At 60.8% G+C, this 16,008-nt stretch carries 17 protein-coding genes; 3 read left to right on the top strand and 14 right to left on the bottom strand.

What is annotated here, in order from left to right; translation table 11 throughout:
- Positions 1-20 precede the first annotated feature (20 nt).
- The 5 genes from groL to ABRP88_RS05505 all read right to left on the bottom strand — a co-directional run bounded on the left by groL (position 21) and on the right by ABRP88_RS05505 (position 5,319).
- Complete coding sequence (gene groL, locus ABRP88_RS05525) at positions 21-1,640, bottom strand: chaperonin GroEL (protein ID WP_349836554.1); 1,620 nt, start codon at positions 1,638-1,640, stop codon at positions 21-23.
- 9 nt (positions 1,641-1,649) lie between these two features.
- Entirely contained in the window at positions 1,650-1,943 is a 294-nt protein-coding gene (gene groES, locus ABRP88_RS05520) for a co-chaperone GroES (protein ID WP_005277188.1), read from the bottom strand.
- A 176-nt stretch (positions 1,944-2,119) separates the two neighbouring features.
- The gene (locus tag ABRP88_RS05515) at positions 2,120-3,361 is read right to left on the bottom strand and encodes an ATP-binding protein (protein ID WP_349836553.1); all 1,242 of its coding nucleotides are present in this window, start codon (positions 3,359-3,361) and stop codon (positions 2,120-2,122) included.
- A gap of 106 nt (positions 3,362-3,467) precedes the next feature.
- Complete coding sequence (locus tag ABRP88_RS05510; protein ID WP_349836552.1) at positions 3,468-4,730, bottom strand: FtsX-like permease family protein; 1,263 nt, start codon at positions 4,728-4,730, stop codon at positions 3,468-3,470.
- Positions 4,714-5,319: an ABC transporter ATP-binding protein gene (locus ABRP88_RS05505; protein WP_349836551.1), complete on the bottom strand. Its 606-nt coding sequence runs from the start codon at positions 5,317-5,319 to the stop codon at positions 4,714-4,716. Before ABRP88_RS05505 ends, ABRP88_RS05510 begins: the two co-directional genes overlap by 17 nt.
- A gap of 112 nt (positions 5,320-5,431) precedes the next feature.
- Between ABRP88_RS05505 and ABRP88_RS05500 the strand changes: the two genes are divergently transcribed.
- From ABRP88_RS05500 to ABRP88_RS05490, 3 genes are read left to right on the top strand one after another with little or no spacing between them, the layout of a single operon-like run.
- Positions 5,432-6,214: a histidine kinase gene (locus ABRP88_RS05500; protein ID WP_349836550.1), complete on the top strand. Its 783-nt coding sequence runs from the start codon at positions 5,432-5,434 to the stop codon at positions 6,212-6,214.
- Positions 6,136-6,621: a sensor histidine kinase gene (locus ABRP88_RS05495; protein ID WP_349836549.1), complete on the top strand. Its 486-nt coding sequence runs from the start codon at positions 6,136-6,138 to the stop codon at positions 6,619-6,621. The genes ABRP88_RS05500 and ABRP88_RS05495 overlap by 79 nt, the downstream gene beginning before the upstream one ends.
- Complete coding sequence (locus tag ABRP88_RS05490) at positions 6,618-7,253, top strand: response regulator (RefSeq protein WP_349836548.1); 636 nt, start codon at positions 6,618-6,620, stop codon at positions 7,251-7,253. The genes ABRP88_RS05495 and ABRP88_RS05490 overlap by 4 nt, the downstream gene beginning before the upstream one ends.
- 12 nt (positions 7,254-7,265) lie before the next feature.
- On the opposite strand, the gene ABRP88_RS05485 is transcribed toward ABRP88_RS05490, so the two are convergent.
- From ABRP88_RS05485 to glmS, 9 genes are all read right to left on the bottom strand, one after another.
- Entirely contained in the window at positions 7,266-7,694 is a 429-nt protein-coding gene (locus ABRP88_RS05485) for a hypothetical protein (protein ID WP_349836547.1), read from the bottom strand.
- 93 nt (positions 7,695-7,787) lie between these two features.
- Positions 7,788-8,831, bottom strand: coding sequence for a tRNA (adenosine(37)-N6)-threonylcarbamoyltransferase complex transferase subunit TsaD (gene tsaD, locus ABRP88_RS05480; RefSeq protein WP_349836546.1), 1,044 nt, complete (start codon positions 8,829-8,831; stop codon positions 7,788-7,790).
- Complete coding sequence (locus ABRP88_RS05475; protein WP_023016776.1) at positions 8,831-9,352, bottom strand: GNAT family N-acetyltransferase; 522 nt, start codon at positions 9,350-9,352, stop codon at positions 8,831-8,833. Before ABRP88_RS05475 ends, tsaD begins: the two co-directional genes overlap by 1 nt.
- Positions 9,349-10,023, bottom strand: a complete 675-nt coding sequence (tsaB, locus tag ABRP88_RS05470) for a tRNA (adenosine(37)-N6)-threonylcarbamoyltransferase complex dimerization subunit type 1 TsaB (RefSeq protein WP_349836545.1) — start codon at positions 10,021-10,023, stop codon at positions 9,349-9,351. Before tsaB ends, ABRP88_RS05475 begins: the two co-directional genes overlap by 4 nt.
- Entirely contained in the window at positions 10,023-10,532 is a 510-nt protein-coding gene (locus ABRP88_RS05465; RefSeq protein ID WP_349836544.1) for a hypothetical protein, read from the bottom strand. Before ABRP88_RS05465 ends, tsaB begins: the two co-directional genes overlap by 1 nt.
- Positions 10,533-10,707: 175 nt before the next feature.
- The gene (locus ABRP88_RS05460; RefSeq protein WP_349836542.1) at positions 10,708-12,297 is read right to left on the bottom strand and encodes an aspartate:alanine exchanger family transporter; all 1,590 of its coding nucleotides are present in this window, start codon (positions 12,295-12,297) and stop codon (positions 10,708-10,710) included.
- 88 nt (positions 12,298-12,385) lie between these two features.
- Positions 12,386-12,886, bottom strand: coding sequence for a tRNA (adenosine(37)-N6)-threonylcarbamoyltransferase complex ATPase subunit type 1 TsaE (gene tsaE / locus ABRP88_RS05455; protein ID WP_349836541.1), 501 nt, complete (start codon positions 12,884-12,886; stop codon positions 12,386-12,388).
- Positions 12,876-13,973, bottom strand: a complete 1,098-nt coding sequence (alr, locus tag ABRP88_RS05450) for an alanine racemase (RefSeq protein ID WP_349836539.1) — start codon at positions 13,971-13,973, stop codon at positions 12,876-12,878. Before alr ends, tsaE begins: the two co-directional genes overlap by 11 nt.
- Positions 13,974-14,085: 112 nt before the next feature.
- A complete protein-coding gene (gene glmS, locus ABRP88_RS05445) occupies positions 14,086-15,957 on the bottom strand; it encodes a glutamine--fructose-6-phosphate transaminase (isomerizing) (RefSeq protein WP_349836538.1) in 1,872 nt (623 codons plus the stop codon).
- Positions 15,958-16,008: the final 51 nt, after the last annotated feature.

The following is a 16,008-nucleotide window of genomic DNA, read 5'->3' as shown; positions in this document are numbered from 1 at the left end:
GGCTTTATGCAGCGCAGGAATTAGTGGTGGTGATGGCCGTGACCGGCCTCAGCGTTGTCTTCTTCCTGCGGCTTTTCCACAACGGATGCCTCGGTGGTAAGAACCATGCGGGCAACGGAGGTGGCATTGACCACTGCGGAGTGGGTGACCTTCACGGGATCGATGATGCCGTTATCGATGAGGTTGCCGTACTCCAGGGAGTTGGCGTTAAAGCCTTCACCGTTGGCCATCTCAGATACGCGGGAGACGATGACAGAGCCATCGAGTCCTGCGTTTTCTGCAATCCAGAATGCCGGGCGGGTCAGGGCGCGGGCAACGGCGAGAACGCCGACCTTTGCCTCGCCCTCGAAGTCCTGAGCAAAGGACTCGAGCTCCTTGGAGATCTGCACCAGCACGGAGCCACCGCCGGCGATGACGCCTTCTTCCACGGCCGCACGGGCGGCGTTGATGGCGTCCTCGACGCGCAGCTTGCGCTCGTTGACCTCGGTCTCGGTTGCGGCACCGACGCGGATAACGGCGACGCCGCCGGAGAGCTTGGCCAAGCGCTCCTCGAGCTTTTCCTTATCCCAGGTGGAATCGGTGCGGGCAATTTCGCCGCGGATTTGTTCACGGCGATCGTCGAGGGCTGCGGCGCTGCCGCCGCCATCGACAAGCACGGTGTCTTCCTTGGTGATGGTCACGCGGCGTGCGGAACCCAGCACCTCAAGGCCGACCTCGTTCAGGTTGACGCCCACCTCAGGGTCTACCACGGTGGCGCCGGTAACCACGGCCAGGTCATCCATGAAACCCTTGCGACGCTCGCCAAAGTACGGTGCCTTTACGGCGGCAACCTTCAGGACCTTGCGGATGGAGTTGACCACGAGCGCCTGCAGCGGCTCGCCTTCAACGTCTTCCGCAATGATGAGGGTCGGGCGGTTGGTCTCCGCGATCTTTTCCAGCAGCGGCAAGAAATCCGGCAGGGAAGAAATCTTGTTGCGGACGAGCAAAATGGCGGCATCGTCAAGCACGGCGTGGTTGGTCTCTTCCTCCGTAGCGAAGTACGGGGAAAGGTAGCCCTTGTCAAAGGAAATACCTTCGGTGACATCCACGGTGGAGTCCATGGTCTGGGACTCCTCGACGGTGACGACGCCGTCCTTGCCCACCTTTTCCATAGCGCCGGCAACCATCTCGCCGACCTCCGGATCGCGGGAGGACACGGTGGCTACCTGCGCGATTTCGGAAGCGGAGTTGACCGGGGTGGCGCGTGCCTTGAGCTCCTCGACGGCTTTGTCCGCCGCCGCGGAAATGCCGCGGTTGAGCTCAATCGGGTTAGCGCCGGCTGCAACGTTGCGCAGGCCCTCAAAGATGAGCGCCTGGGCCAGCAAGGTCGCGGTGGTGGTGCCGTCGCCGGCGATGTCGTTGGTCTTGACCGCAACGGACTTCACCAGCTGCGCGCCGAGGTTCTCAAAGGGCTCCTCGACGTCGATATCGCGGGCGATGGTCACGCCGTCATTGGTAACGGTCGGGCCACCAAAGGCCTTGGACAAGACGACGTTGCGGCCGCGCGGGCCGAGGGTGACCTTGACGGCATCAGCCAGCGTATCGACGCCGCGCTGAATTCCCTCGCGGGCTTCTTGGTCGAATGCAATAAGCTTTGCCATAAGTAGTTCCTACTTCTCGATGATGGCGAGGATGTCGCGCTGGCTCAGCAGCAAGTACTCTTCACCGTCGTACTTCAGCTCGGTGCCGCCGTAGCGGGAGAAGACAACGGTGTCGCCTTCCTTAACGTCCATGGGGATGCGGTCATCGTCATCTTCCCAGCGGCCCGGGCCGACGGCGATAACGGTAGCTTCCTGTGGCTTTTCCTTTGCGGAGTCCGGGATAACCAGGCCGGATGCGGTGGTGGATTCTGCTTCTACGATCTGTACGAGGACGCGGTCCTCAAGCGGCTTAATAGTTGCCATGATGTTTCCTCCGTATTGTTCGTTTGCGCACCTTAATGGCGCGCGCGTGCCGGTTGTGGATGTCCAGCACAGCCGTCGTCGCGGGTGAACAACTGTGGGTCAAACAACCTGATTAGCACTCTACCCTCGTGACTGCTAACCCTCAACAACGACGCGACCCCCGTTGCCGGGCTGCGCTACGGCGCCAAGTGCGTCAGGGACACCACGTGTACTCCGCTCGGATGCCGAAAGCTCAGGTTTCCTCCCGTCACGATCATCAAGACGGGCGGGACCTCCCATTCAAAGCGTTCTGCAAACGCCTGCAAATTGCTTGCTGCCTTCTCAATGATCTCTTGGCTTTGCCCCAATTTAATTTCTACGAAAACGGTCCTGCCCGCCAGCTCAAATACCGCATCTACTTCCAGCCCAGATGCGTCACGGGCATGAAAAATGCGCTTTCCACTTAACACCGCTAAGTCATGGACTACTTGGGATTCAAAAAGCTGCCCGGCAAAGGCAAGGTTGCGCAGCAACTTGTCTGGGGACGCGTCCACGGCAGCAGCGGCCAACGCCGGATCCGCCAGATGCCTCTTCGGTGCCGTTCGCAGGCTAGCCCGCGAGCGAAGATGGGAGGACCATGCCAATTGTTCTTCCGCGATGAAGGTGCGCTGCAACGCAGCAAGGTACTCGCTGACCGTAGCCCTTTGCGCACCAATATCGGTAGCAATAGAAGAAATGGACTGTTCTGTGGCTACCCCACGGGCAAGCGAACGAATAAGTGTCGTTACTTTTACCGGGTCCCTTCGCACACCATCGGCGGCATTGATATCCACGTGGGCCACAGTATCGATATAACTGCGCAGATTCTCCTGCGCCGCCTCAACGGAATAATTCCGGTTTGCGGGCCAGCCTCCGTGCGCCATGCGCTCGATAATCCCTGCAACATTCACGACCGTTTCCCCATTCGACTGCGGGGGTTCCTGAGCTACCAATTCGGCTAATGATACTGCGCCATTAGAATGCCCCGACTCATAAAAACTGAAGGTCTTCATCCGCAGCCTGGCGATACGCCCCGCACCCGAGTGCCTGGATTGTTCCTCCATTGGCGCAGTCGACCCAGTAAGAATGAACTGCCCAGGCGCTTGCCGACGGTCAATCTCATGCCGCACCAAGTTCCACAACTGCGGTTTTTCTTGCCACTCATCAAAAACTCGCGGCGTATCCCCCTCCAACGCCAAATCCGGGACGGTGCTGAGCTGCATGTCGAGGTTTAAATCCGTATCCACCTGGACAAGACTGCCCGCAATTTGCCGAGCGGTCGCGGATTTCCCACAGCCCTTTGGGCCTTCTATCAACACTCCACCGGATCGCTGCAGGGCTCCATGAAGCCGCGAATCCTCTACTCGCGAAAGATAAACATAGCCTTCTTGACCAGTCATTTTAAACCCATCCATCAGTTTGAGTGCGTTTCACCCATCAGAATATCAGAGTTTCACCCATCAGTTTGAGCGCGTTCTCCCCATCAGAATATCGGCGATTCATCCATCAGTTTATGCGGATCTGGGCGGTTGAGCGCAGGAATCCCGCGAGTATGAGCTTGACCGCACACAGCGCAAGGAACATTGCACCAAAAATCGCGCCAAACGGCGCCCACCACACTCCGGCAAGGCTCTCCCGCAGCGCGCTCATCCCAGAATAAGAATCGGGATACAACAGCTCGTTGAGCACCGCGACCACCGCCACGCTCAAGGCGATGACTAGGACCGCAGCAGTAACAGTCAGGCAAAATGCCTCGCCCACCTGCACCCGCACCCACGCTGCTGGTGAGGCACCGGCCAACCGCAGGCCGCGAACATCGCTGGCGATGCGCGAGCGCATAATGAGTGAAGTCAACACCGCACCAACGATGCTTGGGGCCACGACTGGGCCGAGAAACGCCGCGAAGACCTGCCCCGACGACAAGGTGTCTAAGTCGCCCATATTACTTTTGAACATCCTTATCCCCGAGCCGACCGCGACAATCAAGCCACCAAACAGCACCCACGGGACGATATGGGGCACGGAAAAGCGGCGGCGCACCCGCACATTGGCCCCGGCGATACCGCATAGTCGCGTCCATTGGTCCACGGCGGGCATGAGCCATGGCGTCATAAATGCCACCAGGATGACCAGCCCCATGGCAGCGGCGATGCTATCGGCCGGCTCCTCTATCTGCAGGCAGCCGTACACGGCACCGCCCACCAAACCGGCAGCCACAAGGCAGCGCAGCACCACCCACACGCGGCGCGGTTCCACCCGCGGGCGAAAGACCCGGCGCAGTGGCACTAGGGCACCGCAGACCGCCGATGCCACGCAAATGGATACAGCGATGCGGATGACTAGCGGGGTTATGGCTAACTCCGGCATGGGAATCCCATCACTGCGAAAGGCCGCGGCCATGGGTTCAACAAACAGGCGTGCCGGGAAGGTCCCTATCAGCGCAGCGATAGCACTCACGGCAATCACCTGCCCCACGATGAAGCTATTGATCATCCACCCAGGCATTCCAATCATACGCCACGAGCGGTACACGGATTCGCGTTCTTCAATAATCAGCCGCATCTGCGACAGCGTGATCAACACCACTGTGCAGACCGCCATGCCCAGCACGGTGCCGCCGAGAGGCCCCGTGGGATCATCGTCCGCGTCCGAGGTGGCCACCAACATGGACACCGCCAGCGCGCAAGAAGCCGATGAGACCACCATGGTCAAAGCAACGGCAAGCCACGAAAGCCAATTGCTTTGTAAATCCTTAAGCCACACCAGCATGATTGGCCTCCTGGAGCTCAATGATGCGATCGGCGTTTTCCGCAGCAAGGTGCGAATGGGTCACCATAACTACTGCGGCCCCATCCCGTGCGGCGGTGCGCAGATGGTCAAGGACGAGTTCGGCGGTGGCATCGTCAAGCGCGCCCGTAGGCTCATCGGCAAAGATATACGACGCACCAGCCAGCAAGGCGCGGGCGACGGCGACGCGCTGCTGCTGACCGCCGGACAGCTGCGCGGGCAAGCGGCGCTCCAGTCCGTCAAGCCCCAAAGACGCGAAGGTTTTCTGCACCTCGTCGCGGCTGCAGCGCCGGCCGGAAAAGCGCGCGGTCAACGTGGCATTGCGCTGCGCATTCAGCGATTCCAGCAGATTATAGTCCTGGAAGACGAAGGCGCGCTCCTTGCGCCCCGGAGCGTTGACCGTACCGGAGCTGGGCTTATCCAGCCCGGATAGCAGGTTCAACAGCGTTGTCTTGCCGCTGCCGGATGGCCCCATAATCGCGACAAATTCCCCCGGCTCGATGCTTAGGTCCACCTCGGCGAGTGCGGTATGGCTGCCGTAGCGCTTGCTCAGATTCTGTGCTTTCAACATGCCCTCCATTCCACCGGCCGTGCCCCGCACGCGCGATGGGGAAGGCTGCCCGAAAAATGGTGGGGCTAGCTCTACTGCCACCACCCCGGCGCGGCGGCTAGGCTGAACGAATATGCGAACTGTCAAGGCCAACGGGTGGAGCCTCGTCCTCGGAATACTTGCTCTTCCGGGACTGGTGATTTCGGTGCTCATGCTGCCGTGGATTCCACTGGTCGCACGCGCCGCGGAGTCTATCGGCCGCTACGGCGCGACGTGGATGGGCGAAAATATTTCCCCGCGGCGGGCCAATCGATGGTTTGATTGGCAGCAGTTTTATCACCTCATCCTGCAGCTGCTCATTTGCGCGGCCTGCTTTGCCAACTGGGTCTTTGTCGGTTTTATCGCGGGCGTATTGGTGGTCGCACCGTTTATTCCGCAGGCTGAATTCAACATCGGCGAATGGTCCACCGATAATCGCCCACTGATCTTTGTCGTGTGCTGGTTGGCAGCAGCCGTGCTCCTCGTCCTGCTGGTAGTGCTCAACCGCCTGCTGGTCAAAGCCTCCATTTCCCTCACCCGGCTCGCCCTGAGCCCCTCCGCACAGGAATTGGCGGCCTCGCGCGCCACGCTTATTGATGCCTTTTCGGGCGAGCGCCGCCGCATCGAGCGTGAGCTTCACGATGGGCCGCAGCAGTACCTGACCGCGCTCAAGCTCAACCTGGCTGCGGCCAAGCTACAATCCCCGCCCGAGGCTCAACAGGCGCTTGCCGATGCCGAACATAAGCCACCCAGGCCTTATCCGCCCTCCGCGCGACCGTGCGCGGTATTGCACCACAGGTGCTTTTCGATGATGGCCTCATCCCCGCCCTCGAAGAACTCTTGGCGCACAGCGGGCTCGATGCGGAACTGCACGTAGAAGGCGCGGAACGCGCAATTGGAGAAACGACTGCGCTACTGGCCTACCACGCGGTAGCCGAGGCGTTAACCAACGCATCCACCCACGGCGCAGCCACCGCCGCCGCCGTGTCCATCTCTTTTGGCGATGATCTCCGCCTCAGCATCCGGGATAACGGTACGGGTGGCCGCTCTACAGGTCAGGCCCCTAGTGGGCCCGATACCGAGCATCCCCGCGCGGTCACTGGTAATGGCGTCGACGCTGGTACAGGCCGTGGCACGAATGGCGAAACTACCATGGGCACTGGGCTGGCCGGCCTACGCGAACGGGCGGCGGCCCTCGGCGGCACTGTCGACTTCTCCCCCGCGCAAACAGAAAGGCAAGGATCCACATTGACCATGGCACTACCGCTGCAGGAGGCCCAATGAAACTCTTATTAGCAGAGGATTCCGCCCTTTTGCGCGCCGGGCTGGAACAGCTTTTAGCGGCACTGGGCCATAGCGTGACCACGGCCAACGATGCGGAGGAATTGCTGGCCTGCGCGGACAGCGATGACTTCGATCTGATCATCACCGATGTCCGCATGCCGCCCACCATGAGCGATGATGGGCTACGTGCCGTGCACGATGTGCGGGCGGCAGATCCCTCGCAACCGGTGGTGGTGCTCAGCCAATACGTCGCCGCAAGCTATCTGGACCGGCTTTTGGAGCACGGCGGATTCGGCTACCTGCTCAAAGAGCGCGTCTCCGATGTGGAAGAATTCGTGCGCACTCTCGAAGAAGTAGCAGGCGGCGGCACAGTCGTCGACTCAGAGGTTGTCACTGCCCTGCTCTCCGCGCGACGGACGGGGCTGAGCCAATTAACCGCCCGAGAGCGCGAAGTTTTGGGGCTCATGGCGCAGGGCCTAAGCAATAAAGAAATCGAAGACAAGCTCGTTCTTACCGCCGGTGCGGTAAGCAAGCATATCTCCAATGTTTTTATGAAGTTGGGCTTCCGGCCCGAGGACGCCAACCGCCGCGTCAAGGCCGTGCTCACGTGGCTGCGCCACTCCGAGCGCTGAAAGGGGGCGTGCTTATGCGCTCTTCGTGGAGTTAATCACCGCAGCGCGCCACAGGGTGTACTCATCTGGGAAGTCCTCGCGGTAGTTCTCCACCGCACGGATGCCGTGCTTAACGGAAGCGATGACCTCATCGATGGTGTCGTTGTCGCCTTCGGCATCTACAAAGATGACTGGGCCGCTGATAGCGCGGATGGGGTCTTGCAAGAAGGCGGAATTGCCCGTGTCTGCGGCATTGCGCGCAAGCGACGCTACGGGGTTGGGCTCGGCTCCCTCCTGCTTCGCCTCTGGATTATAGAGTGCGGCATAGGTGGTGCCGTCATCCTGAAAGACCACGGAAACCCGGTCCTTTTCAGCGCCACCGAGGTATTGGTTCGCGTGTTCCAGCTCGAATTCGATCGTGCGGCGAGAGAGATCCGGCTGGACGAGAAAACCGACTGTCATAAGGGAATACTCCTTGTATCAAGGAAAAAGGGGCGGGAACCTGTCTTAGGTTACCGCCACCTTGCCTGCCCTGCAGTGCGAGGAAAAAGAACTTTAGGTTAACTGAGGTTCTTCCACTTCCATCTGCGTATCGGTGCCCACGCCAAGCCCGGAGGGCTGCGCGCCCTCGTGAATCAGCTGGGCCCCAATCGCCGCTATCATCACGCCATTATCGGTGCACAGCTGCAAGCGCGGCACGCGCAGCTCTACCCCAGCGGCGCTACAACGCTCGGCCGCCAGCTCGCGCAGCCGAGAATTAGCCGCCACGCCGCCGCCGAGCAGGAGCACCTTGGCACCGGTATCTTCGCAGGCGCGGATGGCCTTGGCGGTCAACACATCGGCCACCGCCTCTTGGAACGAGGCACAGACGTCCTCGACGGATATGGTCTCACCAGCCTGTTCGGCACGTTCGACATAGCGAGCGACGGCCGTTTTAAGGCCGGAAAAAGAAAAATCATGGCGGTGCGGTCCGCGCAGGTCTTCGGCTCGCGACATGCCACGGGGAAAGGCGATGGTGGCGCTACCGCGCGCAGCCAGCTTATCTATGACCGGACCTCCCGGATAGCCCAAGCCCAAAAGGCGGGAGACTTTGTCGTAGGCCTCACCGGCGGCATCATCAAGCGTGGAGCCCAACTCGCGCATCGGCTTTCCCACGGCCTCGACCTCGAGCAGCTGGGTGTGCCCGCCGGATACCAGCAGGGCCACCGAGTGCGGCAGCGTTTCGCCCTCCAGGTTGGCCACGGCCACATGGCCGCCGAGGTGGTTGACACCATAAAAGGGCACATTCCACGCCGCGGCATAGGCTTTGGCGGCAGAGGCGCCAACGAGCAGGGCGCCGGCCAGGCCTGGGCCCACCGTGGCTGCAATGGCATCCGGCTTATCGATGCCCGCCTCTTCCAACGCCGCCCGCATCACCTGCGGCATGGCTTCCAAGTGCGCGCGCGAAGCGATTTCGGGCACGACGCCGCCGAAACGCGCGTGCTGCTCCATGGAAGAAGCAACGGCGTTGGCCACGATATCCATGTGGCCATCCTGGCCCAATTCGACGATGCCCACCCCGGTCTCATCGCAGGAGGACTCGATGCCCATAACCTTCATTACTGCTCCTTTGCTTCACGCTGGCGTGCTTGCGGGGACTGGCTGGGACGCACCATCACGTGCGCATCCGCGCCGGAGGGCTGATAGTAATTGCGGCGAATCCCCTCGATGCTAAAACCGTAGCGCCGGTACAGCTCGATGGCGGGATCGTTTCCCACGCGCACCTCCAAAAAGACCGGCGCGCTTTTTAGGTCCGCGATATAGCAAATATTATCCATCATCATGCGCGCGATACCGCGGCGCTGTGCCTGCGGATCGACGCCGATGGTGTGGATTTCAAACTCTGGGTCTGCGGCCGGGCCCATCATGCCGATGCCGGCATAGCCTAGGAGGACTGGATCCTCGCCGTCCTCCGGCGCTGCGGGGTCAAGGGCACCTTCCACCCCGAGGTAGAAGGTGAAGGGCTGGGCCATTTCTTGCTCAAATACCGCTGCCGTCCACGGGGTTTCGCCAGGAAACAGCACCTTTTCCAGCTCGGCGCAGCGCGGCGCATCGGCGGGAGTAAGCTCGCGCAGGTTCACAGGTGTACCTCTGGAATGGCCGGGGAAAGCTGCTGCTTTTTGGGTGGAACCGCATCGGGCCGGCGCAGGTACATCGGTACGAATGGTTCTGGATCCGCATCTAGTTGCGCGACGGCCACTAGGCCCTCGGCAGTGGGCGCGGCCTCACCACGCGGCAGCGCAGCCAGCACTCCCGGCAGCTGGTCAGCCAGTTTTTCTGGAATGATGATCTGCGCGATCCCCTCCAGGGTGAGATCCCCCGGCTTCGATACCCCTGGGCCCATAAGGCGTTGCCCCGCGCGGTAGGTGGCCCAATAAATTTCCTTGCGCCGGGCATCGGTGGCGACCAGCGCCGCGTCCTTTTCATTCGCCCCTGCTAGCGCGGTATGCGCGATGGCATCGTGGGTGCAGACGCCGTGGAGGGGGATGGAGAGGGCATCGGCAAGCGCCGATGCCGTGGACATGCCAACGCGCAAGCCGGTAAAGGGGCCAGGCCCCATGCCTGCAACGACGGCATCGAGGTTACCGAGCTCAAGCCCGGCCTCGCTCATCACCTCGAGGATGGTGGGCATGAGCCGTTCATTGTGCGCGCGCGTATCGGCCAGAACTCGCTGCGTGGTCTGCCCAGCCTCGGTATCGACTACCCCGGTGACCAGGGCCGTCGTCGCCGTATCGATGGCCAGGGCGCGCATTAGCCGACCAGCTTCCACACGCCGTCATCGCTCTGGAAGGTCAGCGGCTGGGAGCCCTGGACCAGCGGAACCCCGCCGTCTAGGCCGTGGCCCTGCTGCTCCATGGCTTTAACCTGGGTGTTGATCATCTCGCAGACCTCGACCTCGGAGGAATCCAATTCCTCTACATAGAGATCAACGTTGTGGCCCAGCGCCATGACGTAGCTCTTGCCCTCAGGAACGACGCCGTCCTCGAAGGTGATGTCATCAGGGTTCGGGGCGGCTTCCTTGACCTTGTCTTCTGCCATGCCCTCGCAAATGAAGCCGATGGCGCTGTAGTCGGCGCCGTAGACATCAGAAGGAATGAGCGACATTACCTCGAGGTTCCGCGGGGCATGCTGCAAGGTGTTGGTGAGGTTGCCTTCCAAGGAATCCTCATCACGCAGGGTGGCCCCGGCAACGAGCACCATCATCACAATGATAAACAGCGCGATAATGGTCGTGGTCAGGTTGCGAGCAAATTTAGTCATGGGGTGAGTAACGCTCCTCGGGTCAAGGGGGTCCTATATGTACATATGGTGAAGTGATTGTCAGTTCTTTTTACCGAGGCTACTCGGCGGCCAACAAACACTCACCCACGGGGTAGTGCCTGCCAGTGTAGGCGGCTTACCCAGTGGGTGAATAATTAGCGCGGGGCATACGGGGCTAAAGCAATAACAATAACAGCACCTGAGCGGCGATAATCTTGCCAATGATGGTGGTCGGGTACACCGTTGCCCAGCCGCGCCCAGCCAGCTCCGTGCCGGTTTGGCCCCGGATATAGGCAAATACTGCCGGGTTCGTGGTCATGCCCGCCGCACAGCCCATGGCCTCGTCCCACTTCAAGCGCAGCACCAGCATGCCGATGACGCCGATGAGGATGGCCGATACCAAGGTAATGATAAAGCCGACGCCGATGATGGTCAGCGAGGACGGATCCGTAAGCGCATCGCGGAACGATGCGCCTGCCGATGTCCCCACGCCCGCCAGGAAGAGCGTCAGCCCCAGGTTCGAAAGTGTTTCCCTGGTGTGGAAGGGCATCTGCCAATTGATGGGGCCGGTGCGGTTCAGGTAGCCGAGGAATAGGCCGACCACGACGGGGCCGCCACCAAACCCGAGCTGCAGGGTCGATCCGCCCGGCATGGGAATGGGGATAAGGCCCAGCAGCATACCCAAGGTCAAACCGATGGACATGGATAAGAGGTCAGCATTGCCGAGCGCCGATTCGGAATCGCCCAAGTACTTTCGCACTTCGCGCACGTGGTGCGAGCTGCACACCACGCGCACGCGGTCGGAGTAATTCAGCACCATATCCGGGTGCGGGACCGCATCGCTATCGCCCTTGCGCACGCGCGCGATGATAAAACCGTGCTCGAGCGCATCGATATCGCGGATGCGCTTGCCCGCAATTTGCGGATTAGACACGGTTATCCGCTTAAATTCCAGGCCCGCCTCTGGGGTGAGCTCGACGGGGTATTCCTCACCGAGCACCTCGATGGCACCGGCGACGTCTTTTTCGGAGCCATTAATAAGGAATGCTTCGCCCTTGCGCAGGGGCATATCCGGCTGTGCCAGACGGTGATTTTCCATATCGGAGATCTCGCGGGTGGCCACTACGCTGTGCCCGGTTACTTGATAAAGGTGTCCGGCCGTATCCGGGAAGTCTTTGGTCAGCCGCACGCCTTTGGCCACCAGCGGGGCGGGAATCATTCCCTCTTCCTTGGCGTCCGCCTCGTGGTCTACCTTGAGAACCTTCGCGCCGATGGCGGCGACCAGGATCGCGCCGATGACCGCGCCCGGATAAGCCAGCGAATAGCCGACGACCGGGGTGGAATTGCCCAGCATATCCACCACCGCTGCCATACCTGGCGTGGACGACAGCGAACCGGCAAACATACCAGCGGCCACATCGGTTTCGAGGCCGAAGACGTGGATAAGCCCAAAGCCCACGCCGACCAACAGGACCAACATGCCGATCATAAAGACGGTCAGCTTCCAGCCACGGGTAGCAAATTCGCGGACGAACGACGGTCCGAAGTTCAGGCCAATGGCATAAACAAAAATGGCCAAGCCGAATTGATACACCAGCGGTGGAATCTGGATATCCGGATTGGCGGTAGACAGCCCGAGCGCCACGAACATCGCGGCCGCGGCACCCAAAGAAATACCAAAGAATTTGATTTTGCCGATGGCCAAACCGATGGCCATGATGGCAAAAAGGGCGAGCAGAGGACTGGAGGCTAGGAGATCTAACACCCTTCAAGGATCCCGCACCTTAATTACCTAAAGCAACTTGACGCCCTACGATATCCATCACTTATACCTTCAAATTAATGAGACCTACCTAATCATTGTGTCGCCACGACCAACTGACGCGGCGCACGTCCTCATCGGCGCTGGCGAACTCCGCCGGTTCGCGGTCGATGCTGACAAAGAGGTAGGAATCCGCAATCTGCTCGATAAGGCCGCCGCCCCATTCGGCGACGACGACGGCATCGGCAAGCTCGGTATCCAAATCCAAGGCATCCAGCTCCCCCAGGGGATCGCCGGAATTGGAGCCTCCCTCGTCCAAGAGGCGGTACGCATCCACATGCACCAGGTCCGGCCCCCCAACCCGGGAGCGGTGCACGCGGGCGATGACGAACGTGGGCGAGGTAATCCGGCCCTTGACCTGCATGCCCTGGGCTATGCCTTGGGTGAAGGTGGTCTTGCCCGCGCCCAATGGGCCATCCAAGATGACGACATCGCCGGCTTCCAGCGCGGCGCCCAGTTCCTTGCCGCAGGCATGGGTCTGTTCCACCGTTGCCAGATCGCGGGTTCCAGACTCCGGAAAATTACTGCGCATCGGCCTCTCCTATATATTCGCGTTCAGTGCGGCCGGTGGGCCGACAGACCACTTCATAGTTGATGGTGCCCACAGCATCAGCAAGCTCTGTGGCAGACATGCCGCCCTGGCCAAAGATGGTCACCTCATCACCGGGTGCAATGCCGTGCGGGTTTTCTCCTAGATCCACCACAATTTGGTCCATGCACACCCGGCCTACCTGGGGATACAGCCGCCCGCCGATGCCCACCTGAAGGTGGCCCTGGCACGCGCGCGGCAGGCCATCGGCATAGCCACAATCCACCGTGGCCAGAAAACCTGGCTTATCCGCGCTCCACGTGCGCCCGTAACTGGTGGCCTCATTCTTGTCGATCGGCTTAAGCCCAAAGACGTTTCCGGACCACGTCATTGCAGGGCGCAAGCCATGGTCCCGCCCAGCGATGGGCTCGAGCCCGTAGCACGCGAGGCCGACGCGCACCTGGTCAAAGTGCGCCGACGGGCGCGAGAGCGTGGCTGGTGAATTGGCCAAATGATTAACCGGGCACTCCAGCCCGGCCGCACGCGCCACATCCAGGGCGCGCCGAAACTCTTCTTCCTGGGCGTCATTATGGGCGTCATCCGGATCGTCCGCGCAGGCAAAGTGGGACATGAGGCCCAAGACGGTGATATGCGGGGCATCCCGCAGCAGCGCGAAAACCTCATCCCAGTCCGCCTTATCCACCCCAGAGCGGTGCATTCCGGTTTCGACCTTGATATAGACCTCGGCGGGGATTTCCGCTTCCACCAGCTTCTGGGCCTGCGCCGGGGAATTGACCGCAATCTGGATGCCAGAAGCCAAGGCCTCTTCTAGTACCTGATCCGACTGCCAAATCCATGCCGCGATGGGTGAATCCACACCCATGCGCCGCAGCTGCACGGCTTCTGTCAGCGTGGCGACGCCAATGGAATCCGCCCCTGCTTCCAGCATCACGGGCACGACCCTTTCTACCCCGTGCCCGTAAGCATCCGCCTTCACCACGCACATCAGCTTGACGTCTGGGCCGATCTTCTCCTTAATCAGCCGCACATTATGCGCGATGGCAGCAAGGTCAATTGTGGTTTTCAGCATGCCACTATTGTGCCACTTTCCACCCGCGCGCTGAATTTACTGCAGATACGTATAAACCCCTCCCCCGCCCGTGCAAGCAAGGGCGAGAAAGGGGTTTGCGGCGCCGGAAAGGTTATTCCACGGTCACGGACTTGGCCAGGTTGCGCGGCTGGTCAACGTCGTAGCCCTTGGACTTTGCCACGTGTGCGGCAAAGATCTGCAGGGGAACCGTAGCAAGGAGCGGCTGCATCAACGTCGGCGCCTTTGGCACGCGGATGACGTGGTTAGCGTAATCCTCTACCGCGGTATCGCCTTCTTCTGCGATCACGATGGTGATGGCACCGCGGGCGCGGATTTCCTGGATATTGGATACCACCTTGGAGTGCAGCGAATCGCGCCCGCGCGGGGACGGCACGATGACGAAGACCGGCTGGCCCTCTTCAATCAGCGCGATCGGGCCGTGCTTGAGCTCGCCTGCGGCAAAACCTTCTGCGTGCAGGTAGGCGATCTCCTTAAGCTTCAGCGCGCCTTCAAGGGCAACCGGGAAGCCTACGTGGCGGCCCAAGAAGAGCACGGATTCCGCATCCTTCATGGAGTTGGCCAGGCCAGCTACCTGCTGCTCTTCATCAATGACGGTTTGTACCTTGTCCGGCATATTGCGCAGCTCAGCAAGAACCCCCTGAATTTCATCGGAGAACATATTGCCGCGCAGCTGTGCCAGGTACAGGCCCAGCAGGTAGGTCGCGGTGATCTGCGCCAAGAAAGCCTTGGTGGAAGCCACCGCGATTTCGGGACCCGCGTGGGTGTAGAGCGCCGCATCGGATTCGCGCGGAATGGACGAGCCCTGCGTATTGCAGATGGCGATGACCTTTGCGCCCTGCTGGCGGGCGTGGCGCACGGCCATCAGGGTGTCCATGGTCTCACCGGATTGGGACAAGGCCACGACCAAGGTCTTCTCATTAACGATCGGATCGCGGTAGCGGAACTCGTGGGCGAGCTCGACCTCGGTGGGGATGCGGCACCAGTGCTCGATGGCGTACCGCGCCACATGGCCAGCATAGGCCGCCGTGCCGCAGGCGATCACGATGATCTTATCGATGGACTTCAAGACCGACTCATCGATGCGCAAATCATCCAGAGTCAGCTGCCCCTGCTCATCAAAGCGACCCAGCAAGGTATCGCGTACAGCGGCAGGCTGGTCGTGGATTTCCTTTTCCATGAAGGAATCAAAACCGCCCTTTTCAGCGGCGGCCGCGTCCCACTTGATCTCAAAGGACTTGCCCTCGGTGGGGTTGCCGTCGTAGTCAGTAATGACCACATCGTCAGCAGTGATGGTGACCACCTGGTCATTGTCCATTTCCACTGCGGACTTGGTGTAGTCAATAAAGCCCGATACGTCAGAGCCCAAGAAGTTCTCGCCCTCACCCAAGCCGATGACCAAGGGCGAATCGCGGCGGGCAGCAACGATGCGATCCGGCTGGTCAGCGTGAATAGCCAGCAGGGTAAACGCACCGTCGAGGCGCTTAGCGGTCAACTGCATTGCCTTGGTGAGGTCACCTGCGGCGTCGTTGTGGAAAACATCGCCAAGCAAGGCCGCGGCGACTTCAGTATCGGTTTCAGAAACGAAGTTGTAGCCCTTGTTCAACAGCTCGGTGCGCAGCTCCGCGAAGTTTTCGATGATGCCGTTGTGCACCACGGCCAGCTTGCCACCGTCAACGACGTGCGGGTGTGCATTGAGATCGGTCGGACCACCGTGGGTGGCCCAACGGGTGTGCCCGATTCCCAACACGGAATCCTTCAGCGGACGGGCTGCGATCTCATCGTCCAAGGCTGCAACCTTGCCCGCCTTTTTCCGCCAGCTAATCTCCCCATCGGCGTACATCGCCACACCAGCGGAGTCATAGCCGCGGTATTCCAGTCTGTGCAGACCTTCCACGACTACATCCAGAGCGAAGTATTCGCGGTCACCGCTAGCGTGACCAACATATCCAACAATTCCACACATAAAAAGGAATCCTACCTCATTGGTCAACACGAACCGGGGGTTGGACTAGGG

It is taken from the genome of Corynebacterium sp. KPL2734, from assembly GCF_040225595.1.
Classification (GTDB): domain Bacteria; phylum Actinomycetota; class Actinomycetes; order Mycobacteriales; family Mycobacteriaceae; genus Corynebacterium; species Corynebacterium rhinophilum.
The sequence above is the reverse complement of the archived record's forward strand: the minus strand, read 5'-3'. Positions and strand labels throughout refer to the sequence as shown.